Origin of the sequence: Natronomonas sp., from assembly GCF_046483325.1 — an archaeon.
Classification (GTDB): Archaea; Halobacteriota; Halobacteria; order Halobacteriales; family Haloarculaceae; genus Natronomonas.
The window spans coordinates 138162-161009 of the sequence record NZ_JAWODL010000038.1 but is presented as its reverse complement, the minus strand read 5'-3'; the positions used below and the strand labels follow the sequence as shown (position 1 = coordinate 161009).

Annotated in this window: 24 protein-coding genes and 1 pseudogene; 11 read left to right on the top strand and 14 right to left on the bottom strand. The window is 63.5% G+C overall.

Translation table 11 applies throughout. From position 1 onward, the window contains the following. The 3 genes from R6U53_RS11180 to R6U53_RS11170 all read right to left on the bottom strand — a co-directional run. The coding region (locus R6U53_RS11180; RefSeq protein WP_410322439.1) for an SDR family NAD(P)-dependent oxidoreductase at positions 1-368 on the bottom strand (368 nt) is incomplete at its 3' end. A 155-nt stretch (positions 369-523) separates the two neighbouring features. Further along, positions 524-685 (bottom strand): DUF6757 family protein, encoded by a 162-nt coding sequence (locus R6U53_RS11175; RefSeq protein WP_410322438.1) that lies wholly within the window; start codon positions 683-685, stop codon positions 524-526. An 83-nt stretch (positions 686-768) separates the two neighbouring features. Then, entirely contained in the window at positions 769-1539 is a 771-nt protein-coding gene (locus R6U53_RS11170; RefSeq protein ID WP_410322446.1) for a PHP domain-containing protein, read from the bottom strand. A 140-nt stretch (positions 1540-1679) separates the two neighbouring features. Here R6U53_RS11170 and R6U53_RS11165 point away from each other — a divergent pair, with 140 nt between their 5' ends. Beyond that, the gene (locus tag R6U53_RS11165) at positions 1680-1967 is read left to right on the top strand and encodes a DUF2795 domain-containing protein (protein ID WP_410322437.1); all 288 of its coding nucleotides are present in this window, start codon (positions 1680-1682) and stop codon (positions 1965-1967) included. Positions 1968-1986: 19 nt separating this feature from the next. Here the strand turns inward: R6U53_RS11165 and R6U53_RS11160 are convergent, their stop codons facing one another. The 3 genes from R6U53_RS11160 to R6U53_RS11150 form a co-directional block, all read right to left on the bottom strand. Beyond that, a complete protein-coding gene (locus R6U53_RS11160) occupies positions 1987-2340 on the bottom strand; it encodes a hypothetical protein (RefSeq protein WP_410322436.1) in 354 nt (117 codons plus the stop codon). 62 nt (positions 2341-2402) lie between these two features. Further along, positions 2403-5192 (bottom strand): alanine--tRNA ligase, encoded by a 2790-nt coding sequence (alaS, locus tag R6U53_RS11155; protein WP_410322435.1) that lies wholly within the window; start codon positions 5190-5192, stop codon positions 2403-2405. A gap of 138 nt (positions 5193-5330) precedes the next feature. Beyond that, entirely contained in the window at positions 5331-5537 is a 207-nt protein-coding gene (locus R6U53_RS11150; protein ID WP_410322434.1) for a hypothetical protein, read from the bottom strand. Positions 5538-5707: 170 nt separating this feature from the next. On the opposite strand from R6U53_RS11150, the gene R6U53_RS11145 reads away from it, so the two are divergent. Together R6U53_RS11145 and R6U53_RS11140 are read left to right on the top strand one after the other, a co-directional pair. Further along, positions 5708-6595, top strand: coding sequence for an NAD(P)H-binding protein (locus R6U53_RS11145; protein WP_410322433.1), 888 nt, complete (start codon positions 5708-5710; stop codon positions 6593-6595). Then, a complete protein-coding gene (locus R6U53_RS11140) occupies positions 6595-7290 on the top strand; it encodes a hypothetical protein (protein WP_410322432.1) in 696 nt (231 codons plus the stop codon). The genes R6U53_RS11145 and R6U53_RS11140 overlap by 1 nt, the downstream gene beginning before the upstream one ends. A gap of 5 nt (positions 7291-7295) precedes the next feature. Here the strand turns inward: R6U53_RS11140 and R6U53_RS11135 are convergent, their stop codons facing one another. The 5 genes and pseudogenes from R6U53_RS11135 to R6U53_RS11115 form a co-directional block, all read right to left on the bottom strand. Beyond that, positions 7296-8291, bottom strand: coding sequence for an ornithine cyclodeaminase family protein (locus tag R6U53_RS11135; RefSeq protein ID WP_410322431.1), 996 nt, complete (start codon positions 8289-8291; stop codon positions 7296-7298). Between the two features lie 180 nt (positions 8292-8471). Continuing rightward, on the bottom strand, positions 8472-9305 hold the full coding sequence (locus tag R6U53_RS11130) for a helix-turn-helix transcriptional regulator (RefSeq protein ID WP_410322430.1): 834 nt from the start codon (positions 9303-9305) through the stop codon (positions 8472-8474). 841 nt (positions 9306-10146) lie between these two features. Next, positions 10147-11112: a patatin-like phospholipase family protein gene (locus R6U53_RS11125; protein ID WP_410322429.1), complete on the bottom strand. Its 966-nt coding sequence runs from the start codon at positions 11110-11112 to the stop codon at positions 10147-10149. Continuing rightward, entirely contained in the window at positions 11105-11968 is an 864-nt protein-coding gene (locus tag R6U53_RS11120; protein ID WP_410322445.1) for an SDR family oxidoreductase, read from the bottom strand. Before R6U53_RS11120 ends, R6U53_RS11125 begins: the two co-directional genes overlap by 8 nt. A gap of 342 nt (positions 11969-12310) precedes the next feature. Continuing rightward, positions 12311-12520: pseudogene (locus R6U53_RS11115) on the bottom strand (NAD(P)H-hydrate epimerase); the annotation flags it as partial. Positions 12521-12958: 438 nt separating this feature from the next. Between R6U53_RS11115 and R6U53_RS11110 the strand changes: the two are divergent. From R6U53_RS11110 to R6U53_RS11090, 5 genes are all read left to right on the top strand, one after another. Further along, positions 12959-14386 (top strand): dihydrolipoyl dehydrogenase, encoded by a 1428-nt coding sequence (locus tag R6U53_RS11110; protein WP_410322428.1) that lies wholly within the window; start codon positions 12959-12961, stop codon positions 14384-14386. 126 nt (positions 14387-14512) lie between these two features. Beyond that, positions 14513-14869, top strand: a complete 357-nt coding sequence (locus tag R6U53_RS11105) for a hypothetical protein (protein ID WP_410322427.1) — start codon at positions 14513-14515, stop codon at positions 14867-14869. Positions 14870-15076: 207 nt separating this feature from the next. Further along, positions 15077-15826, top strand: coding sequence for a sulfite exporter TauE/SafE family protein (locus R6U53_RS11100; protein WP_410322426.1), 750 nt, complete (start codon positions 15077-15079; stop codon positions 15824-15826). Positions 15827-15929: 103 nt separating this feature from the next. Further along, complete coding sequence (locus tag R6U53_RS11095) at positions 15930-16394, top strand: DUF547 domain-containing protein (RefSeq protein WP_410322425.1); 465 nt, start codon at positions 15930-15932, stop codon at positions 16392-16394. Positions 16395-16435: 41 nt separating this feature from the next. Next, entirely contained in the window at positions 16436-16933 is a 498-nt protein-coding gene (locus tag R6U53_RS11090; protein ID WP_410322424.1) for a peroxiredoxin family protein, read from the top strand. A gap of 29 nt (positions 16934-16962) precedes the next feature. Here R6U53_RS11090 and R6U53_RS11085 read toward each other — a convergent pair whose 3' ends face one another. Together R6U53_RS11085 and R6U53_RS11080 are read right to left on the bottom strand one after the other, a co-directional pair. Further along, the gene (locus R6U53_RS11085) at positions 16963-17421 is read right to left on the bottom strand and encodes a plastocyanin/azurin family copper-binding protein (protein WP_410322423.1); all 459 of its coding nucleotides are present in this window, start codon (positions 17419-17421) and stop codon (positions 16963-16965) included. A 32-nt stretch (positions 17422-17453) separates the two neighbouring features. Then, on the bottom strand, positions 17454-18575 hold the full coding sequence (locus R6U53_RS11080) for a hypothetical protein (RefSeq protein WP_410322422.1): 1122 nt from the start codon (positions 18573-18575) through the stop codon (positions 17454-17456). Between the two features lie 197 nt (positions 18576-18772). Between R6U53_RS11080 and R6U53_RS11075 the strand changes: the two genes are divergently transcribed. From R6U53_RS11075 to endA, 3 genes are all read left to right on the top strand, one after another. Beyond that, positions 18773-20182 carry a dihydrolipoyl dehydrogenase family protein gene (locus tag R6U53_RS11075; RefSeq protein WP_410322421.1) on the top strand — a complete coding sequence of 470 codons (1410 nt, stop codon included), beginning with the start codon at positions 18773-18775 and terminating at the stop codon, positions 20180-20182. Between the two features lie 539 nt (positions 20183-20721). Then, complete coding sequence (locus tag R6U53_RS11070; RefSeq protein ID WP_410322420.1) at positions 20722-21450, top strand: DUF91 domain-containing protein; 729 nt, start codon at positions 20722-20724, stop codon at positions 21448-21450. Between the two features lie 78 nt (positions 21451-21528). Then, entirely contained in the window at positions 21529-22536 is a 1008-nt protein-coding gene (gene endA, locus R6U53_RS11065; protein WP_410322419.1) for a tRNA-intron lyase, read from the top strand. 90 nt (positions 22537-22626) lie between these two features. Here the strand turns inward: endA and R6U53_RS11060 are convergent, their stop codons facing one another. Then, positions 22627-22791: a hypothetical protein gene (locus tag R6U53_RS11060; protein ID WP_410322418.1), complete on the bottom strand. Its 165-nt coding sequence runs from the start codon at positions 22789-22791 to the stop codon at positions 22627-22629. Positions 22792-22848 lie beyond the last annotated feature (57 nt).

Genomic DNA, 22848 nt, shown 5'->3' with positions numbered 1-22848 from the left:
CAGTGCGTACAGTTGAACGTCCCGCCGAGATTGACGTCGATGACGCGGTCCCAGTCCTCACGCGTCATGTTCTCGAACTTCTTGTCCACCGTGATCCCCGCGTTGTTCACCAACACGTCTACCGCTCCGAACCGATCGTGCACCGCCTCGCACATCGACTCGACCTGCTCGTACTCGGAGATGTCAGCCTGCGCCGTTAGCGCCTCGCCGCCGGCTTCGACGATGGTTTCGGCGGTCGCCTCGGCCTCGGCCGCCGACGAGCGGTAGTTGACCACCACGTTCGCTCCGCAGCGTCCGAGTTCTTCGGCGATCCCGCGGCCGATCCCGCGCGACGCACCGGTGACGAGACAGGTCTTGTCTTCGAGCATACCTCCCCTGTCGATGGAAGCGTCAAAAGGATTGCTGATACCGCAGTTGATCCTCCAGTTGTCCATCGAAAATCGCTCGTATCGGTGTCTGCCGAAGCGCGCACCGATCTAAAGAGGACAGCGAGAGTTCCACGGGTCGCCCGACTCGCGGTCGTTTACTCGAGCGTCTCGTCGATCTGCGATTGGAACTCCTCGATCCACTCCGAATCCGAGAGCTCCTCCATGCGCTCGCGGAGGTGCGGCTTGCAGAGGCCGACCTTGATGTGGTCCTTCTCGACCGCGACTGCGGCCTCCTCGTCACAGTAGTGACACTGCATGTACCGTCGTATGTGGTCGAACGATTTGAACCCAGCGCTCGCGTCATGCAGCCGTCGGACGATCGGCCGACGTCCCATCCTCCTCAGAGTGCGGCCCGGAATCGGCGGTACGCGTCGGCGTCGAGTCCGGCCAGCCCCAGCGTCTCCCCGTGGGCGTCGCTTCCGCCCGTCGCGATGAGATCGTACCGTTCCATGGCCCGCTCGATCGGCCGCGGATCGACCTCGCGGCCGTACGGGTAAAGCCGCTCGACCGCATCGAGTTCCGAACAGAGTTCGAGCGCCGCCCCCACGTCGTCGTATCGGTACGGATGGGCGAGCGAGACGAGTCCACACGCTCCCGCCAACACGTCGACACCCTCGGAGAACTGCGGAATCGCTCGGGGGACGTAACACGGACATCCGTCGCCGATGAGTTCCTCGAACGCGTCCGCGTAGTCGTACTCCGACACCGCCGCGATCGCCTCTGCGATGTGGGGGCGGCCGAGGCCAGCCCGCGATTCGACCGGCAGTTCGACGCCGAGACGGTCCTCGACGCGCGCGATGATCTCCCGGCCGCGCTCGATTCGATCCGCCTGTAACCGCTGGATCAACGCCTCCAACGCCGGCGTCCGTCGCGCCCCGTAGCCGAGCAGGTCTACCTGCAACTCGTCCGCAGCCACTCGGAGTTCGATGCCGTGGACGACCGTCACGCCGCCGATCGTGGCGACCGGCGTCGAAAGCTCGGGGTGCAATCGGTCGTGATCGGTGATCGCGACCGCCGAGACGTCGGCGTCTTCGGCGGCCGCTGGGAGCGTCTCGAGCGTCAGCGAGCCGTCGGAGTTCGTCGTGTGGACGTGGAGATCGGCGACGACCATGTGATCGGATTCGATACCCACCGACAAAGCGCCGCCGCTTCGCCGCAATTAGCGTGGAATATAATGCCACTAGATGTCCTTATCGTTGACCCATGAATTTATAGCAAACATTCATGAAGGATACTGAACTTTGGTGATGTATGCGACCACTCGCAGCCGTCAACGAACGAATCGACGCCCACAGCTATCCCGCGACGTCCGAGGAACTCATCGCCGCGTACGGCGACATCGACCTCGAACTCCCGAACGGTAACGAGACGTTCGGCGACGCGCTGGGACGGCTCGGCGACACGACGTTCGAAGACGCCGAAGACGCCCGGTTGGCCACGTACTCAGCTGTCTCCAAGGACGCGATCGGCCGACCGAACTACTCCGATCGCGACGCGCCGTCGATCGGTGAGACGGGTCCCGAGCCGGTTTCCTTCTAAATCGGATCGCCCGATTCGTTCACGCGCCGGGGACGCCGAACGCGCCGATTCCAAGCCCGAACACGGTATTCAACACGAAGAGAATCACGAGCGCCGACAGCCACGCGACGACCCCGATGATCGCCGCTTGCGTCCAACCACCCGGATACCGCCAGTTGATCACGCCGACCCAGACGACGAGCGCGAGCAGCGTTCCGAGCAGCGGAATCCACGAGAACAGCGCCCAGCCGATCGCGCCGACGAGCGCAGTCACGACCGCGTGGCCGTAGTCCTGTACATCGGCGACGATGCTCGCGCTGACGTAGATAGCGAGCCCGCCGACGAGCAATGCGACGACGAACGCGACGATCGAGCCGATGAGCGCGGTAACCATTGCAACACCCGATACGACCAAGCGTTATAAAGGCGTATTGGCCACTCGGCCAAACTACCGTCTCAGGCCTCCAGCAGCCGGTGTAACACGCTGCCTGCGTCGTCGAGCGCGTCGTCGAGCGCCTCGACGTCCGGGCCACCGCCCTGGGCGAAGTCCGGCGGCCCGCCGCCGCCGCCACCGACACGGTCGGCGAGTTCGCTCACGACCGCTCCGGCGTTGATGTCGACGCCGTCGGGGACCGCGACGACGAAGGTCGCACCGTCGAGCCCGCTCCCCAGTACCGCGACGGAGCCGCCTTCGACGAGCGCGTTCGCCGTCGCTCTGAGTTCGTCCATGTCGGCGTCGACGCGCTGGACAACGGCGGTCACGTCGCCGAGATCGACCTCCTCGCCGCCGCTGTCACCCTCCGCGCGGACCGCCGCGAGCTGTTCTTTGAGCTCTTCGATGCGCTTACCGCGCGCTTTCCACTCCTCGAAAAAGCGCGTCGCGGTCTCCGGGACCTCCTGCGGCGAGACGTCAAACGTCTCCGCGGCCGCGTAGAGTGCGTCCTCGGTCCGCTGAGTCGCTTCGATCGCGGCGTCACCGGCCGCGAAGACGATCCGTTCGACGCCGTCCTGGACGCGCTCCGTCGAGAGGATCTTGATCGTCCCGATGTCGCCCGTCCGAAGGACGTGCGTCCCCGCGCAGGCCTGTACGTCATCCGCGACGTGGATCAGTCTGAGCTTCTCGCCGGGCGGAATTCCGCCCTGGTAGAGATCGAAGCCGTACTTGTCCTCGGCCTCCCGGCGTTCCGGCCACTCCTGTTTGACCGCGACGTTGTCCGTGACGATATCGTTCGCGACGCGCTCGATTCGCTTTACTTGCTCGCGGGAGATGCGCTCGTAGTGTTGGATGTCGAACCGCGAGGATTCGACGCCCTTCTGTGCGCCGGCCTGCCGAACGTGCTCGCCGAGCACCTCGCGCGCCGCCGCGCCGATGATGTGCGTGGCGGTGTGGTGGGCCATGAGACGCCGTCGTCTGCCCTTGTCGATCGCCCCGCGGACGAACTCACCCTTGCCTGGATCCCCGTCCGTTCGGTGGAGGATGACGCCGTCCGATTCTTGAACATCGAGCACCTCGACCGTCCCATCGTCGCTCGAAAGCGTCCCGAGGTCGGCCGGCTGGCCGCCGCCTTCTGGGTAGAACATCGTCTGATCGACGACGACGTCGTAGCCCTCCTCGCGCTCGATGACATCGAGGACGACCGCTTCGAAGTCGGTTCGCTCCGGCTCCTCGTAGTAGAGCTTCTCCGTCTCCGGCAACTCGGCGACGCGCTCGTCGTCGGTATCGGTCACCCCATCGCCGTCCTCCGCGCCGTCCCCGCTGCTGTGACGCGCCGCGACGAGTGAGTAGAAGTTATCCGGAATCTCGACGGTCGCGCCGTGCTCCTCGGCGATCTCTTCGACCATATCCGGTTGGATCCCTCGGCTGTCGTACAGTTCGATGACCTCCTCGAGCGGGATCGACTCGTCGCGGTCGGCGTACTCCGACGCCAGCCGCTCGACCTGCCTGCCGCCCCGCTCGAGCGTTTCGCGGTACTTCTCCAGTTCCGTCCGAACGATCTCCCGTATCGTATCGCGGTTTCGGTAGCCTAGTCGCTCGGCCTGCATGTCGACGAGTTCGTCCAGCGGCGCGTCGACGTCGACGGTGTCGGCCAGCCGCTTCGTCCGTCGCAGTACCATTCGAGTCAGATAGCCGGTCCCGACGTTCGAGGGGACGATCCCGTCGCCGAGCATGTACGCGAGCGTCCGACAGTGATCGGCGATCGCGTAGATGCTCTCGAGCGGCTCGACGAGTTCGCGGAGCGTTTCGGTTTCGACGCCCAGCGTCGCGGCGATCTCGCCGCGCGCGGCCTCGACGTCGTCGACATCGTCGATGTCGAGCTGCCCGGAGAGCCGCGCCGCTTTGCCGATCAGTTCGGCTTCCTCGTCGGTGTGTTCGATGCCGGCGTTCTCGTTTAGAAAGGCGATCATTTCCGGGTACACTGCCTCGTAGACGGTCGGCGTCCCCTGGGACATCCAGGTCCATCGTTCGAGCCCGTAGCCCGTATCGACGATGTAGGTGTCCATGAACGAGTAGGTGTTCCCGTCCTTGAGCTCGTACTCGCCGTCGGGATCCCGTTCCATGCACATGAAGACGAGAGTGGCGAGTTCGAGTCCGCGATAGATGACCTCGATCGCGGGACCGGCGTTGCCGCCGCCGACCCACGGGTCCTCGATGTAGGTCACGTCCTCCACGTCGGCGCCGAGCGAGTCGAGGAATTCGTCGCAGTACCGCACCGTCTCGTTCTTCCAGTACACCTCTCCCTCGTAGGCGTACTGCTCGGGGTTCTCGATGTCCTCTCGCGCGTTGAACGCGTGGTGAGCCATCATCTCGAAGGCCATCGTGTGTCGTCCCGTCTTGCCGACGTTGTCGATGTCCTGCATCCGAATGCAGGGTTGGGAGACACACAGTGGATTGGCCGGCGGCGGCGTCTCACCCGACGTGACGAGCGGCTGGAAGTCGTAGATCGACGCCTGCGTCAGGAGGACGTCGTCGCGCCATCGGTTCGCAGCGACCGGATACGGCTCGATTCGTTCGTGGTCGTGTTCTTCGAAAAAGGAGAGAAACGCCTCGCGCATCTCCTCTAAACTGTACGGTTCGTCGAACCCCGGCGTGTCGATGAACTCGTATTCGGCACACGGCGGTTCGCCACACAGCTCCCGATCGTGGTCCCGCGTCCAAAAGTGCGCCCCACAGGAGGAACACTCCTTTCGCTCGAAGCCCTCCTCGTGGAAATACTCGAGTTGATATTCCTCGTCGAGTTCGCTCATTACACCCGTTTCGCCCGTGATCGGCTAAAGGGTTTTCGAGTGTGCAAAGACGTCTCGAACCACCGCAATAGCCCCTCTCGAGCCGTCTAACGCCGGTGTGTCTCGATTCGATGGGCTCTCGGGAAGCTCGGCCGATCGCTACTCGTCGTCGAGTTCGGCGAGGTCCGACGCCGTCGGTTCGTCGGGAAGGTCGTCGATACAGGAAAAACAGAGGAAGTACTCGCTGCCGTCGTCGAACGCGAGCGTCATTCCGCCGGTTCCGTCCGGATCGGACGACCAGATACCGGCGATCCCGCCGCCGATCGGGACGGCCGCACCGCAGGCGTCACAGGGGTCCGTGGCCATAGTCCGGTTTCGGATCGACGGGGCAAAAGCCATCCGAGTCGGCGTCCGACCCCGATCAAACCGATCTCATGCGGTCCGATTCGGCAGTAGGTTGCGAGCGGTTTCTCATCGGCTCACGGCCGGGCGGTCCCCGCGGGTCGTTTAAGCCGACGCGGGTCGTGCGTTGAACTATGCGCGTGCTCGTGACGGGAGCGACCGGATTCGTCGGCGGACGATTACTTCCAACGTTGCTCGAACGAGGCCACGACGTCATCGCGTTGGTCCGTGACGTGGACCGATACGACGGCCCCGACGACTTCGAACTGATCGAGGGTGACCTCCTCGACCCACCGATCGAGTTCCCGCCCGTCGACGCCGCCTACTATCTCGTTCATTCGATGGGATCCGGTGGCGATTTCGCCGCTCGCGATCGACTCGCAGCCAGAACGTTCGTCGACGCGGCCGACGACGCCGGAATCGATCGCGTGATATACCTCGGCGGGTTGGGCGACGATCGCGACGAACTGTCGGCGCATCTCCGATCGCGGCGCGAAGTCGAACACCTCCTCGAAACCGGGGGATTCCACCTGACGACGCTGCGCGCTGCGATCATCGTCGGACACGGATCGGCGGGCTTCGAGTTGATCGTTCAACTGGCTGATCGGCTGCCGATCATGGTGACGCCGCGGTGGATCCGGACCGAGTGTCAACCCATCTTCATCGACGACGTGGTGGCGTATCTCGTCGGCGTGCTCGAGACACCGGAAACCACGGGGGAAACGTTCGAGATCGGCGGTCCGGACGTGTTGACGTATCGCGACATGCTCGAACACACGGCCGACCAACTCGCCGGACGCCCTCCCTATATCGTCCCGGTTCCCGTCCTTTCGCCTCGGATTTCGGCGCTGTGGCTCCGACTTCTCACCGACGTCCCGATGGACGTCGCTCGCCCGCTCATCGCGGGGCTCAGAAACACAGTCGTCGTCGAAGATCGCGGCATCGACGAGTACGTCGACGTCGGGTTGACACCGTTCGACGAGGCGGTCCGGTTGGCGCTTGCCGACCGGAGGACTCACTGATGGAACCTAACTACGGCGAGACTTGGGCCTACGAAAGCATCATCGGCGCCCTCCCGGGAATCGATCTCTCGCCGAGCGAGGCGATCGCGATTCAACTCGTCGTCTTCGAGGCCGCGGTACTCGGTCTCGCGTGGTATTACGACCTCCGAGCCGCCGCGATCGCCGGCACGGCCGCCGTCGTCGTCGCCGCCCTGGGGAGCGCCGAGATGCTCCGGATCAGCGCCGCCGCTCGCCGCCCGGAGACGCCGGAACCCTACCGACGCCTGCTGTTCGGGTCGAGCATCGAGGTCGTGCTCTCGGTGTTGGCGTTCGTCGCGCTCGTCACCCACCTGTTCGTCTTCGATCTCCGGACCCCGAAGCCGCTCGTTGACACGCTTTTCGGGTCGGAGCCGCCGACGCTTGCGGTGTATCTTACGCTGCTCATCCTGTGGGATCTCTGCTATCGGATCGGAACGGGTTGGTGGGCGTCGATCGTCGGCCTGTGGCGATCGCTCCGGTATCGCTTCGACGCTCGGACGGCGGCAGTCCTCCGACGGGCGGATCGGGAGGCTGTCGTGTTCGGTCTGTTACAACTCCCGTTGTTGCCGTTTCTGACCGAACAACCCGTGTTGTTCGCCGCGCTCGCAGCGCACGTCCTCGCAGTTCTCGTCATCTCGGGGGCCTCGCTCGTCCTGTTGCGCTGTCGCGAGTACTGACTCCGCTATCGAACCCGCGCGTCGACCAGCCCATACGGCGTCCCCTCGCCGTCCTCTTTCGCTCGCTCGTAGACGACGTGGGCGGCGGCGACGTCCTGGATCGCGAGCCCAGTCGAGTCGAAGACCGTCACGCCGTCCTCGGGCGTTCGCCCCTCGCGCTTGCCGGCGACGATCTCGCCTAACTCACCGTAGAGATCGTCGTCGGTGAGGGTCCCCTCGCTCCAGGGGACGTTGATCTCTCCGGAGTGGGTACACTGCTCGTAGTCGTCGATGACGAGTTTCGCATCGGTAACGACGTCGATCGCGAGTTCGTTCTTCCGGGGCGCGTCCGCGCCCATCGCGTTGACGTGCGTGCGCTCGCCGAGGTCCGCGGCGTCGACGATAGGCGACTCGACGGGCGTGACCGTCGAGAGGACGTCACAGGATGCGGCCTCGGCGATGGAGCCGCCACGGACGTCGAACTCGTCGCCGAACCGGGCGACGAATCGCTCGATCGCGTCCTCGCGCTTGTCGGCGACGATCACCGTCTCGATGTCCCGGACGATGCCGATCGCCTCCAGTTGCGTGTACGACTGGACGCCCGCGCCGACGATCCCGAGCGAACTGGCGTGTTCAACGGCCAGGTGGTCGGTCGCCACGGCGGCGGCCGCCCCGGTTCGCTTCCGTGTCAGCGACGTCCCGTCCATCACCGCAAGCGGGAACGCGTTCCGTGGATTCGAGTAGATCATCGTCCCCATCACCGTCGGCAGGTCGTACTCATCGGGGTTGTCCGTGTGGACGTTGACCCACTTGATTCCGGCGGCGTCCCACTCGCCCGCGTCCATGTACGCGGGCATCGACCGAAAGTCACCGTCGTACTTCGGCAGGTCGATGTAGGATTTCGCGGGCATCTGGACCCGGCCGGCTTCATAAGCGGCGAAGGCCTCCTCGACGGCGACGATGATCTCCGCCATGTCGGCGTTCTCGTCGACGTCCTCGGGGTTCAACAGTAACGTTTCCATGTGAAAAATTCTCCACGAGCGATACTTATACTATCGGCATCGGATCGCTCCCCCCGCCGAACACGGATCTCCTTGGTGGTACCCACCCCGCGTTACCCCCCACCCTCCCGACAGTTCCACGTTTGAGAATATAATCCTACCCCGCGGGAACTGTGCATACCTTGCACAGTGGATCACGATTCAATCGAAATCAGCGAGCGGTTTGCGTCTCGCCCCCTCGCGATACGTCCGGTACACGCCTTCCGCCCACGTCCGGACGTCCTCGTCGGTGGTCTCCAGTAGCGATCGAGGGAACCCCTCGCCGTCCTCGACGCCGATCTGAACTCGTCCGTCGTCCGCCAGTCCCAGATAGAACGGCGGATCGCGCTCGGAAACGAACAGCGTCGACCGTCCCGATTCGAGCATCTCCCGTATGTACGGGGAGAATTCGTCGGATTCGAATGTCGATTCGAGACCCGGCGACAGGATCGTCTCGGCTTCGAGTGCGTGTTCTGCGGTCTCTTCGGTGATCGTTTTGGTTCCCTCGAGATCGACCGAAGGGAGCAAAATGCGCAGGCGATCCGCCGTACGGAGGATCTTGGTCTGTTTTCTCGCCGGGGCGTAGGGATCGCCGTCGCTGGAACTCGTTATCTCGGCGTCGCGAAGCCGCAGAAAGTCGGGCGTCGACTCGTCGGCCGGAAACCACCGCAAGAACTCGGCTAACTCAGCGACGCGCTGAACGGTCTCGAGCATCCCGGAAAACTCGTCGGTAATGATCGCTCCGATCCGCGTGAGCCGGTACGCCCCGTCGTTGCGCTCGACCCAGTGGCGGTCTTCCAGCGACTGGAGTGATCGAGCGATCGTCGTTCGGGATGCGTCCAGTTGCGTCCGAAGGTCGCGCTGTGTCGCCGTTTCCGCTTCGGAGAGGTGTTCCAGAATACGGACGCGGGAGTTTGCCCGTGCCAGAAAACGGATCCATTCGAGCGGTTCTGCGCCGTCTACGCTCCGCGTGTTCGGACTCGGTCTATCGCTCATGGTTGCTTCGACGAACGCACGTCCCTCGTTCGGCCGTTGTGGACCGATCACAGATAGAACTTGTGCACGCCGTGCACACGTTTCACCCCGTCGGAGGGACTGTGCATCACGAACACGATCCGCTCCAGGCGTCGCGGTCGCTATCGGTGTCTCCGGTGCCGACGGCGGTCAATAACGAACGAACACGGGGAGATATCGAGTTACGGAAACCGTTTCGGCTGGGGGCCGTGGCGCGGTTGCAGCGGGATCACACGCGTGTCCTCCGCGTCGTCGGGTTGGTCGGTCGTCGGTGCTGCGGTGTCGGATGCTGTGTCTCGGGTTGCCATCGTCGTTTGTAAGTTGTTCGGAAGGCGATACCGGCCGGCGGCGATCACCCGAGGCGTACCGGCGTGCTCATTACACCCGGCTTCGAACGCATTGTTAATAAATGTTAATGTATGATTTCGAGGGGCCGACGATCGCGCTCCGAACGGCCCTCTCAGTGGGTCGTTCGACGCGACCGCACTCCCGACGGACGATTATATCGATCCGCTCCGCCGAGGGCATCGTCGATCGTTCGCCCCGCCGGAGTGCCGGTTCGAGAGCACGGTCGTTTCGACCGGCCCGCTCGCGAAACTCGGCGATTCGGTTCCGGGTCGAGGAGTCATCCTCATCGAACCCGCGGTTCGACGCCTCGACGGACGTCCCCCGGACCGAACCGTCACGTCGCTTCTGACTCCCGCACTTCCGAGCTCGCGGAGGCGCGAAAGCACCGTCGTCGAGGGTCCTCGGGCGGTACGGAGAGTTCCCAAAACCATACCATAGCACGCGAATTTCGTTTCGATTCGGGGTCCGTCGTACGTCACCGTTCGGATCGAAACGTCGCGGCTCGCTTCTCGCCGAGTTCGACCAGTTCCTCGATGAACCTCGGACTCCGATCGACTTTCGTCGAGCAGTGGTACGCCCGTCCCATCTCGATACGACGGACCCGGGTCTTCGAAAACTCGCTTTCGGGGAGATGTCCATCGTCGATCCACTCGTTTACGCGCTCTACGACCCGTAGCTCCTGGTTGAGCGAAATGTTGCCGGATAGCTCGTTGCGACGGTCGGCGATTTCCTCGACCGTCGTCGGCTCGCCCTCGCGTTCTTGGGGGTTGATCTGGATGACCCACAGTTCGTCGGGTTTGCGGTCGACATCGACCGTCATGAGGTCGTCTATCGGCGGATTCTGACTGAACAGGCCGTCCCAGTGGTAGTGGCCGTGGATTTCGACGGCCTCGAACAGGGTCGGAACGGCCGCGGACGCGAGGATCGCGTCCGGCGTCACGTCCTCGTTGGTGAACGTCTCGAAGTCACCTGCGTTGATGTTCACCGTCCCGACAACGAGTTCCGGTGTTTCGCGCCCGCAGAGATCGGAGATCGCGTCGAAGTCGACGTACCGTTCGAGAAGCTCTCGAATCCGGTCTTCGCCGCCCCCTGCCTCTGGGATCTGATACGGGCTCACCTGCGGCAGCGGGAAGCCGCTGGCCCCGATTCGGGAGAGACCAACGACCCAATTGTTGGTGAATATATCGGTGAACGTGTCCGCTTTGAGATCGTCCCAGAACGCATCGAGGAGATCGATCGCCGCGTCCGCGTCGGCCGTGACGAGCCCGTACCACGTCAGGAGGGCGTTGAACGCGCCGCCCGAGGTACCGCTGATCCCGACCAGTTCGTACTCGTCGTTCCACTCGCGGAGCAGCTCCTTCAGAACACCTGCGGTGAACGCCGTATGGCTGCCGCCGCCCTGGCAGGCGATTGCGACCTTGGTGGGCGATTCGTCACTCATACGTCGTAGTGTAGCCGCCGTCCCAGAGCAAGTCTCCGCCGTTGAGGTGCGTGCCGTACCCCGAGAGGCCGAACACGAAGAGGTTCGCAACGTCGACCGGCGTCATCATCTCCTTCGTGCGCGCCTGTCCTAACATGACGTCTTCGACGACCGCCCGCTCGGATATTCCGCGCTCTTTGGCGGTGTCCGCGATCTGGTCGATCATGAGTGGTGTCAACACGTAGCCGACGCTGACGGAAAAACCCCGAACCGTTCCCCCGTCTTCGGCGGCGATCGATCGAGTGAGTCCGTTGAGTCCGTGCTTGGCGGTGATGTATGCGGGCTTGTTTCGGGTCGCGTAGTGGCCGTGTACCGAGGACATGTTAGCGATCGCACCGATACCGTCTTCGGTCGCGCGGATGTGCGGCATCGCGAGTTTAGCGATCAAAAACGGTGCCCGCAACATGATATCGAGCAGAAGGTCGTACTTGTCCATCTGAAAATCCGTGATAGAGGCGATATGTTGCATCCCGGCGACGTTCGCGACGTACCGGAGGTCGCCCAGTTCGGCGGCCCCTCGGATCATCGCCTCGACGTCGGTCTCGTCGGTGAGATCCGTCGATATCGAGTGCACGCCCCCCTTCGCGCCCACGTCCGTCGCGAGGTCGACCGTCTCCGTCAGTCCGGCCTCGTCGATATCGGCTCCCACGACGGTGAGCCCGTTCGCGGCGAGGGCGACGGCAGTCGCTTGTCCGATCCCGGACGCAGCACCCGTGACGACGGCGACGGTGTCGGATTCGAAATGTGGATCTTCGATGACGAGCAGCTCCTCGGCAGTCAGCTCCGGCTCGGTGAGTTCGAACGATTTAGTAGTCATTATTTCACAATAACCAACGTTCGAGAAGGATAAAGCGCTGTATCGGGTGTGCAACACGGGGACACTCGAAGCGAACGAACGGGCGAACCGTCCCGGCTGCCCCGGCGTTCGATTCCGATGCACGGGCGCGATACTTTTTGACACGACCTCGACGACGCTCCGCGGTATGGCACAAGAACGAACGATACCGTCCGGATTGTGGGCGGCGCTCGACGGCCACGACATCGACCGGGGATTCGGCCGTGCCTGCCCGAGTTGCAAGCGGGAGTACGAACCGGGCGATCGCGTGCTCGTGATCGCCGAACGAGGTTCGAACACGGCCCCGTGGGCGATCTCGTCGATCGTCCGGTATTGGTGGGCTGCGACGCCGGTCAGTTCCGCCGGCGGTCTGTCCAAGACGACGTCGACGGCGACGTCCCGGTTCGCGAGGTGTCGCGCGCAGGCTACTCCGCCACCGCCGTTGCCGCCGTTCCCGGCCGCGATCACGACGGTTTCGTCCCCGTCTCGAACGTCGCGCGCGTGCCACGCGAGTATCCGACCGGCGTTCTCCATCATCTGAAGCACTTCGAATCCGACCTCCTCGACCGCGACGCGGTCCACCGCTTGCATCTCGGCTGCGGTTATCGCCGGGACGTCGCGACCGGTGGGCGTTCGAAACGAACGTCGGGGCATACGCCCCAGTCCCGGGACGAACCCAAATACTCACTGGGCTGCGGGTGACGGCCGGAATCTCGGAGGCAGTCGGCTTCGAACGATTATCCGGCAGTAGCCCGTACTCGGCGCGTGCCCGAACTGTGGACACGACCGTCCGGGCGGTAGACGCACTCATCACGCACGAGCAGTCGGACGATTCGATCGACACGTTCGCCGAATGTCCGTCCTGCGAGCGCGTCGTCGATCGGAGTGATCCCGTTCGACCGCCCCGGCGGGAGTGTTCTCGGCTTGCACTTCCACGGGTGACTATCACCGTTCGGCTCCAATCGTGAGCGCATGAACGAGGTTGATTTGTTGGTCATCGGCTCGGGGTCGGGGCTTGACGTCGCGAACGCTGCGGTGAATCGGGGACTGTCGGTCGCGGTCGTCGAGAAGGGGCCGCTCGGCGGTACGTGTCTCAACCGCGGCTGCATCCCGTCGAAGCTGTTGCTCTATCACGCCGACGTACTGGAGACCATCGAGCGAGCCGGCGAGTTCCACATCGACGTCGACGTGACGGGCGTCGATTTCCCTACGATCGTTCGGGAAGTCAACGAGGAGGTCGAAGGCGACTCGGAATCCATTCGCAACGGACTGCGGTCCTCGCCCGACCACGACCTCTACGAGGGCGAAGGGCGATTCGTCGACGAACGGACCGTCGAGATCGTCAGCGGTGAGGACGAGGGCGATCAGATCCGTGCCGACACCGTGTTGATCGCCGCTGGGACGCGTCCGTCCGTCCCCGCTATCGACGGTGTCGACGACGTCGATTACCTGACCAGCACCGAAGCGCTGCAACTGGAAACACCGCCGGAGCACCTCGTCATCGTCGGCGGCGGTTATATCGCAGCCGAACTCGGCCACTTCTTCGGCACGTTCGGCAGCGACGTGACGATCGTCGGTCGACGGCCGAACTTGTTGCCTGAAGCCGACGAGGAGGTCGCCGAGGCGTTCACCGAACGCTACGCCGACCGCTTCACCGTCCACACCGGTCACGCGGCGACCGCCGTCTCCGAATCGGACGGGACGGTCACGGTCGAAGCACGCCCCTACGAGTACGGATCGGATGGCGGCGTTCTCGACGGCGGTCCGGTAACCGTGAGCGGGGACGAACTGCTCGTCGCCGCCGGACGGACGCCGAACTCCGACACGCTCGACCTCGATGCCGCGGGCGTCGAAACGGACGAACGCGGGTTCGTCGAGACCGACGAGTACCTGCGAACGACCGCCGAGAGCGTGTGGGCGCTCGGCGACATCGTCGGCGAACACCTGTTGAAACACAGCGCGAACCACGAGGCGAAGGCCGTCGCCCGAAACCTCTTCGGGAGCGACCTCCACCCGGTCGATTACACCGCGATGCCGTTCGCCGTCTTCGCCTCTCCGGAGGTCGCCGGCGTCGGCGCACGCGAAGCCGAACTCCGGGACGCCGGACGCGAGTACGCGACCCGGACGTACCGGTACGATCAGACTGCTCGCGGCGACGCGATGAAAGCCGACGGCTTCCTGAAAGCGATCATTGATCTCGACGGCGAGATCCTCGGCTGTCACATCATCGGCCCCGAAGCCTCCAACCTCATCCAGGAAGTCGTGGTGGCGATGACGGCCGGGTCAGGGACGGTTCAAGATATCCGCGAAGCCGTCCACATCCATCCGGCGCTTTCGGAAGTCGTTCAGCGCGGCTTCTCGGGACAGTTCCGCCGCGGCGGCGACGGCCACTCGCACTGATCAAGCCGCGGCCGAGACGATCTCCGTCCGAGGACTCGTTCAGATATATAACTGTTTCTGACGGACGTATCTTCGCTGCACGTCCGGAAACGGAATATATCGCCCGAGGGTGCAAAAACAGATGCAATGACCAAAGCAGCAATCATAATCCTCGCTGGGACCGACGGACACGATAACCTCGGCCGACTCGTCAACGGGCTCGAAACCGCAAAGGAGTTCGCGGAAACCGACGGTGACGAGGTGCAACTCATCTTCGACGGCGCTGGGACACAGTGGATCCCGGAACTCGAAGACGAGTCGAGCGATTACCACGAGCTATATCACGCCGTCCGTGAAGACGCCTCCGCCTGCGAGTTCTGTTCCGGCGCCTTCGGCGTCGAGGACGCCGTCGCCGACGCCGGTGTCGTAATGCTCGACGACCACGACGGCCATCCGAGCATTCGATCGCTGGTGGGCGACGAGTACGACGTTATCACGTTCTGAGACGGGATGTGGACCGCTCGAGGCTGCCGTCGTCGAATTTCCACACGCTTGACATCGCGAGGATCCGAACACCTCACTAGTGAGCCCATATTCCCGATGACCTATCGTCCCCTATTTGTGGAGAAGTGCATCTTCACAAACGCTGACCGAGGGGGTCACTAGGTGATCTCAGCAACTATATCGGCTCTATCGCCGACTGTTGTCGTCGTGACGCTCGTCGTCATCCTCGCCGGAGCCACGAACGGGATCGCCGGCTTCGGGTTCGCTGTCGTCGGAACGATGGCCCTCGCGACGATACTCGATCCCGCGACGGCCGTCGTATTCATGATCGTTCCGATCCTCGCGGTAAACGTTTCGCTGGTTGGTGACCTTTCGCGTCGGGAGCTACGAACCTGTAGTCGGCGGTTCGGTCCGTTGATCGGCGCGGCGCTGGTCGGAACCGTCGTCGGGATGTGGCTTCTCGAAAGAGTACCCGCGGCTCTGCTCCGGGTCGGTCTCGGGCTGTTGACGGTCGGATTCGTACTGACTGCCCAACGTCGTATCCCGCTGCCGGGGTGGCTCGCCATCGGAAACCGCCCTCTCGGCAAGACCCGGCTCGGAATGGTCGGCGTCGGTGGCGTCTCCGGAATCCTGTTCGGCGGAACCAACGTCGGCGTCCAGCTTATCGCGTATCTCCGGAGCTTCGATCTCTCCCACGGGCTCTTCGTTGGCGTCATCGCGCTGGTTTTCCTCGGTCTCAACGCTATCAGGGTCGCCGTCGCGGCCGCGTTCGGACTCTACCCGAGCACGGTCGTCGCCGTGGCATCTATGGCTGCGGCTGTTCCGGCCGTCGTCGGCGTCGCGATCGGCAAGCGCCTTCGAGATGTCGTCAGTGAGCGGTTCCGGAGACGTCTCGTCTTGGGGTTGTTGAGTCTCGTCGGGCTCCGTCTGGTCACCAGTGGTATCGGCATCGGCTGATCGCGTTCTCGCTTTCGGACGCTGGCGTCCTCACCGATGCGCCTCACCGCGAATGCGTTCGGATTCAGGGTTCCGGGGTCGCGACCACCGAGATGTAGCCTACGTGTCCGTTCTCGACCGCGTTTTCGAGCTCTTCGATCGCGTTCAGAGCCCGCCGGCCGCGCTCACCCATCGCTCCTCCAAATACGGACTGGGATCCCTACCGAAAATCCACGTCACGGCCTTCGAACGGAGATACCGGCTTTCGGACTGTGACCCGCGAACCCACTTCGCGCTCGACTGCGGTGCCGAGAGCTGTCCGGCGATCCGCGCTTACGACCCCGACCGAATCGACGAGCAACTCGATCTCGCGACCCGGGGTTATCTCGATTCGACCGCGGCGTACGATCGCGAGGCTGATGTCGCCCGCGTACCTCGGGTCTTCCTGTGGTTCTACGGTGACTTCGGGGGCGGGCCGGGAATCCGGGAGTTCTTCCGGCGATACGACGCGATCCCGAACGATGCGGTACCGAAGATACGGTACAACTCTTGGGACTGGTCGAAAGCCGCCGGGAAGTTCCTCGAGTAGCCACCCGTATCGCTTTGAGTACTGGGTGACTATTTTCCTGTATGACTCAACAGGTACGAGACTTTTCGCTGCCGAACGTGGCGGTCGGTCCGACCCCGTTTTCGCTTTCGGATCTCCCGGCCGACGTCTCCTTCGCTGTGCTCTTCTTTCAGCGCGATCACTACTGTACGAACTGTCGAAAACAGGTCCAGCAACTCGGCGAGCGCATCGACGAGTTCCACGAGCGCGATGCGGAGATCATCTCGATCGTCCCCGAACCGCTCGGCCGTGTCGAGGCGTGGCAGGAATCCTACGACCTTCCGTATCCGCTGTTGGCGGACCCGAACACCGAAGCAGGGGACGCCTACGACCAACCGGTCCGGTTCGGCATCCTCGGTCGGTTCTCGGATTTTTTCGGCCGGATGCCCGAGGTGGTCGTCGTCGATCGACGCGGGGCGGCGCCCGAGATCGCGTACGTTCATAAGGGCTCGTCGACGTTCGACAGACCGGACATCAACGAGATCCTCGCTGAAATCGACGCGTTTCGAACGGACGCGTGACCGTCACGGTCGCTCGGGTATCCGCGATTTCAGTTCACGTCAACGCTGCCGTACATGAAGCCAACGTGTGGTGAACAGTAGTAATCCTGTCGTCCGGTCCCGTCGGCGTCCCACTCGAAGCTGTCGCCCTCGCTGGCTATGGTGGTATTGAACTCGTCGGCCGCCGAGCGGTTCTCCAGTGAGGCCGTCGCAGTGACGGTGTGAAACGCACCGTCGACGTTCACCCATCGGACAGTCGTCCCCCGATCGACGCGGACGAACGGTGGATCGAAGAGGAACTGGGGATCCGCCTCGCGCTGTATCGTCACTACCTCCATGACGTCTTGGCCGGTTCGGTCGGCGAAATCGTCGTCGCCGGGGTCTGTCGGTAACTCGAACGACCCCCCCGTTTCGAAGCCCTCACCACCGGTCGCGTCTTCGTTTTCGTTGCTCGCACCGACACAGCCGGCGAGCGCGAACGCGGCGAGACTCCCGGTCGCGACAAGCACACGGCGACGGTTCGTTGAGTCACTTATTCGCATTATTGAACCGGCGTGGGCATGAATTGGCGATCGATTCCGACCTCGACTTCACCCCACGGCATCTCGAGACCAGGGTGGACTGCGTGGTGAACCAACCAGAATCCGTTCTGTGAGGAATCCTGTGCACCGTGGCCGTCCTCCCAGCCTTGCGCCTCCCACTTGTGGAAGTGAGTGAAATCATCGGCTTGGTCTCCAGGGACGCTATCGGCTTCGAAGGTACCGCGAACGCCGATCCCGAAGTAAATGAGGTCCGTCGCCTCGCGAGGGTTCGGGTCGTTGAAGTGCAGGAACACGAACACGTCCTCCGTTACCCACTTGATCACGTGAGCGGGCGTGAACTCGCCGCCGACCTCCATTTGATCGTCGTTGGTCCACTGACCGTCGAAAGACTCGATGAGCGCGTCCCGGTTGTCGGTCGAAAGACTTCCCTCGTCACCGTCCGGTGTTTCGAAATCCGTCGTATGACCCTCGCTTCCCGGCTCGGGCGGTGTCGGCATAAACTCGTAATCGACTCGAGGACTGATCGTGTCGGCGTGGAACGGGTACTGTATCTCTCGAACCGCGATGTGGGCCAGCCAGTAGCCCTCGTCGCCGATGCCGCCGCCGTGGCCGCCCTCCCAGCTGTCGGCGGTATGTTGATGAAAGTGTGTGAACTCCTTGTCGGGCTGACTCTCCTCGGTGAACAGCCCCTTTCGAGCGACAGTGATGTAGTCGAGTTCGGTCGCCTCCTCGGGGTTCGGATCGTTGAAGTGGAGCCCGATCGCGGTTTCCTCGGAGACCCACTTCCAGACGTGTCGTGGCGTGTACGCGCGGTTTTCGCCCTCGACTTGCCGCTGTGCCTCGTTCATCGGGTTGTCATCGAACAGCGCCACGGGCGTTCGTATCTCGTCGTTCGAGAGCGATTCACCCGCTGGTGCAGGGCCGGTACTCAGAAGGTCCGGTTCGTCGTTGCCGTTACCGTTGCGGGTATTATGGTTTCCGTCCCCGCTTTCGCTCCCGTTACCGTTCTCATTCGGATTCCCACTTCCGCTTCCGGTACACCCCGCCAGCGTAGCGATCCCGCTGACACCGATCGCTTTGAGCGCGTGTCGTCGGTTGATAGAGCCTTCGAATCGTTTCATTACAAACGAAGGTAGGAAAAGGGACGACAAGAGCATGAGTTACTACTGCGACGGACGTACATTTATCAGGAAGATTTATATATGAGTGTCGAGATCAGTTCGAAATATCTGTCCAATTGTACGCGAATGCCCGCGCCTGTGGAACACTCCTTCGAGTGCCCCGAACGCTTATACATTTCGGATCCAGCGCTTACCCCATGAGCACACACGTCGCGGTCGTCGGCGCCTACGGCAGTGCAGGCGTGGCTGCTGCCGAACGATTGGCGGAGCTATCCGACCTTCGATTGACCCTCATCGACGACGGTGACCCGGGTGGCGGACTCTGTATCCTTCGGGGCTGCATGCCATCGAAGGAGGTGCTGTCGGCCGCTGAACACCGATTCGCCGTCCGCAAGGACGACCGGCTTTCGGGATCATCACCCGACGTCGACCTCGAGGCGGTCGTCGAACAAAAGAACGAACAGACGTCGAACTTCGCGGCCCACCGCCGGGCGGCCGTCGAACGGCTCGCCGAGCGCGAAAACGTCGAATTTATTCACGATACGGCTCGGCTCACCGATGATCGACAACTCGCCGTCGCCGGCCGGACGCTCGAGCCGGACTACGTCGTCGTTGCGACCGGCTCGTCGGTACACGTGCCCGATCTCCCGGGTATCGACGAGGTCCCCGTCGAACGGAGCGCCGACGTCCTCGACACCACCGAATTCGGCGACTCCGGTGTCGTCATGGGGTTCGGCTACATCGGGGTGGAACTCGTCCCGTATCTCAGCGAGGTAGCGGGAATGGATCTCACAGTCATCGAACACGGTACACGGCCGCTCGACGAGGCCGATGATCCCTTCGGTGACGCGCTGTTGGAGTACTATCGGGAGTCGTTCGATGTGGACGTACTGACACAGGCCAACGAGAAACGTGTCGAGCCGACTGAGGACGGAGGTATCGGACTCCACGTGGAGGTGGACGGCTCCGAACGCGTCCTCGAGGCCGACCAACTGTTCGCGTTCACCGGTCGTCGTCCCGCCCTCGACCGGCTGGGCATCGAGGAGACGGCGCTTGACCCTGGGCCGGGGTGGGTCGAAGACACGATGCAGACCCGTGACGACGACCGTGTGTTCGTCGCCGGCGATGCGAACGGCAAGGAGCCGATCCTCCACGTCGCGAAGGAGCAAGGGTTTCTCGCCGCCGAGAACGTCCGACGACACCGCGATGGTGAGGAGTTACGCGAGTACGAAAACATCCATCACCACGTCGTCTTCTCCGGCCTCGGAGTACTCCCGTACGCCCGGGTCGGACACTCGGCGAATTCCGCTGATATGGTGGGGATCGATCACGTCGTGGTCACGCGGGACGCCGCAAGCGATGGCGTATTCAAAACCAAGAACGCCTCCGAGGGGCTAGCCCGACTCGTGGTTGGGTCCAACGGAACAGTCCTCGGCTACCAGGGGCTGCACTATCACGCCGACGCGATGGCCAAGACGATGCAACTGGCCGTCGAGATGGAACTCGACGCCCGCGAAATACCGGACCGCGCGTACCACCCGACCACGCCCGAAATCCTCGATGGCCTTCTGAGGGAAGCGGCCGAGACTGTCGAGCAGTCCCCGTAGTAGCGGGTGCGCCGACCGAACATTTGATTGACGCTAACACACATGTGCAGATATGGATGACAAGACAGATTCCGACGAGTACGTCTGTGAGGCTTGCGAAAAAGTCTTCGAGAGCGAGGAGGCACTAGAACGACACGTCCACGACATCGGTCTCGTAGACTAGTCCCGGGTCGGGTATCCGGATCACCGAGTGACCGGTCGATTCGTCTACGCCCGTGACGATGCCGAGTAACTCCCCACCGATCCATCGGAGACGTACTGGCTCGCGTTCCGATGGTGTTCGAACCGCTAGCGAGAATGCTATCCGCGTCGAGTGGCCCGTGAGAACGATCTTTTTCGAAGACCGCATCTCGGGCGGGTGAACGCGCTGGCGATCGCCGTACCGTGGGTGTCTCGATATCGTGTGACCCCGCGAGCACCCGAACGGACTCCGGCTTCGACGTCGACCCTACACGAGGTCTGGAACCGCCTCGGCCCCACGACTTCGATCTCGGGTCCTCCCCCGCGAATTCAAATACCAATACGTGGCCAGACGGCCCATGTCGATCCGAACCATCGCCGGCGACTGTCTCGTTCACACTGACGGCCGACGCGGGCGGACCGTCCGCGGTCGCGTCCTCGTCGTCATCAAACCGGACAACACCGTGTTGGTCCACGACGTCGACGGCTACCAGCCGGTCGCGTGGCTCACGCGTCCCGACTCGGTCTCGATCACCCGCGATCCGCTGTGGCTCGTCGCCAGCGAGGGAGCCGAGACGCTCCGGGTCGAGGCCGTCGGCGAAGTGGCGATCGCAGAACACGACGCGACGGAGGCCGGAACACCCGTCGGTTCCTGCCGGTGCGGCGGCCCACTCGTTCGATCCGGCTCGGCAGTCGTCTGCCTCGACTGTGCCGAACGATTCGGCCTCCCGAGCGGGGCGTCGATGACCGACTCGACCTGTGACTGCGGACTCCCGCGTTTTCGAGTCGAACGGGGCGGGGAGTTCGAACTGTGTCTCGACTACGCGTGCGACTCCCTCCTCGACGCCGTCAGCGACCGGTTCGACCACGAGTGGGACTGTCCGAACTGCGACGGCGAGCTCCGAATCCTCAGACGCGGCGGCCTCATCGCCGGCTGTGAGCGCTACCCGGACTGCGATACCGGATTCGCCGTCCCGGACGGAACGGTTGCGGGCTCGTGCGAGTGTGGATTGACGCTGTTCGAGACCGCCAGCGGTACGCGCTGTCTCGACGGCACCTGTCCGGACGCGGACGCGGACGCCGCATGACGCGGCTCCTCCGCCGCCTCGCCCGTCCGCCCGCGCCGACCGCAGCGGATATACGGGCGCGCGCGTCATGTCTTATCCATGCAAGGCCACCTGGCCGACGGGCTCGTCGAGGTCGGCCCGAACGGTCGCGAGCGGTACTACGACTCGCGGGGCTACGGTCGACCGCGGGGTGACGGTGTTGTCCTCGATCCGATCGAAGCCGCTCACCTGCTGTACCGCGGCGATCTCGACGCGGTCGACGGGGCCGGTCTCTCGAAGTTTCTCGCCGACAACGACGGGATCGTCGCACCGTTCCTCGTCTACAAGGACCTCCGCCAACGAGGATTCTACGTCTCCCCGGCACGCGAGGGATGGGTCGCCGAGCCGTCGGGTATCGATCTCGTCACTCATCCCCGCGGCGACGGGCCGTGGGACGAGACCGTCGAGTATCGGGTTCGTGTGGTCGGCGAGCGCGCCTCGGTATCGTTCGCCTCGCTCGGCGACGCCGTGTTGGCCGTCGTCGACGAGGAGAGCGAACTGACGTATCTCGAGACCGATCGTCCCGACATCGACGGTCAAAGTCACCTCGATGCGCTCCCGAACGTCGAGGGTGACCTGCTGGGTGACCGGGTGATCTGCTGGTCTCCTCCGGTCGTCCTCTACGAGCGCGGGTTCTACGGCCAGCCGCTCGACCGCGACGACGATGCCGTCCAACTGTCGCTCTTGGAGGCGGCGTACCTCGCCGAACGCGGCATCCTGTCGGTACAGGGCGGGACGAACGCGATCGAAGCACGCGGCAGATCCGTCGAGGGCGATCGGTTCGACCGCAGACTGACCGTCTACCGGACGCTCCGCAAACGCGGCGTCGTCCCGAAGACCGGCTTCAAATTCGGCGCCGACTTTCGGACCTACGAGACGGTCGAGCACGTCGACGACCTCGGCCATTCGGAACTCCTCGTTCGCGTGCTCGACGCCGACGCCGAGCGCTCGCCGCGAGACATCGCGCTCGACGTTCGACTCGCACACGGCGTCAGAAAGCGGATGATCTTCGCACTCGTCGGAGACGATTCGGTCGAGTGGTTGTCGGTCGGTCGCTTGACGCCCTGACTCGATTCCGGTTCGCCGACCGTCAGGCCGTCTCGACACCCCATCTACTGGGATCCCAAGCCCGTTCGTAGAGGTGGTACGTCCCAGGCTTCAGCACGTTCGCCGCGACCCGATGTTCAGCGCGTCGCCGACGTCACCGACGACGAACGCGATCGTGGCAGTTCTCACGACCACGAGCAGCCGATAACAGTGCCTCTTGACGATCGCGCGCCGTCGGGCCTGCGGCGTGGATCGCGAGAGGACCGTCGACCCCACAGGGGAACTACGGTGAACCACTTGTATATATGGACAAATCAGCTTACTCTTTGCCGA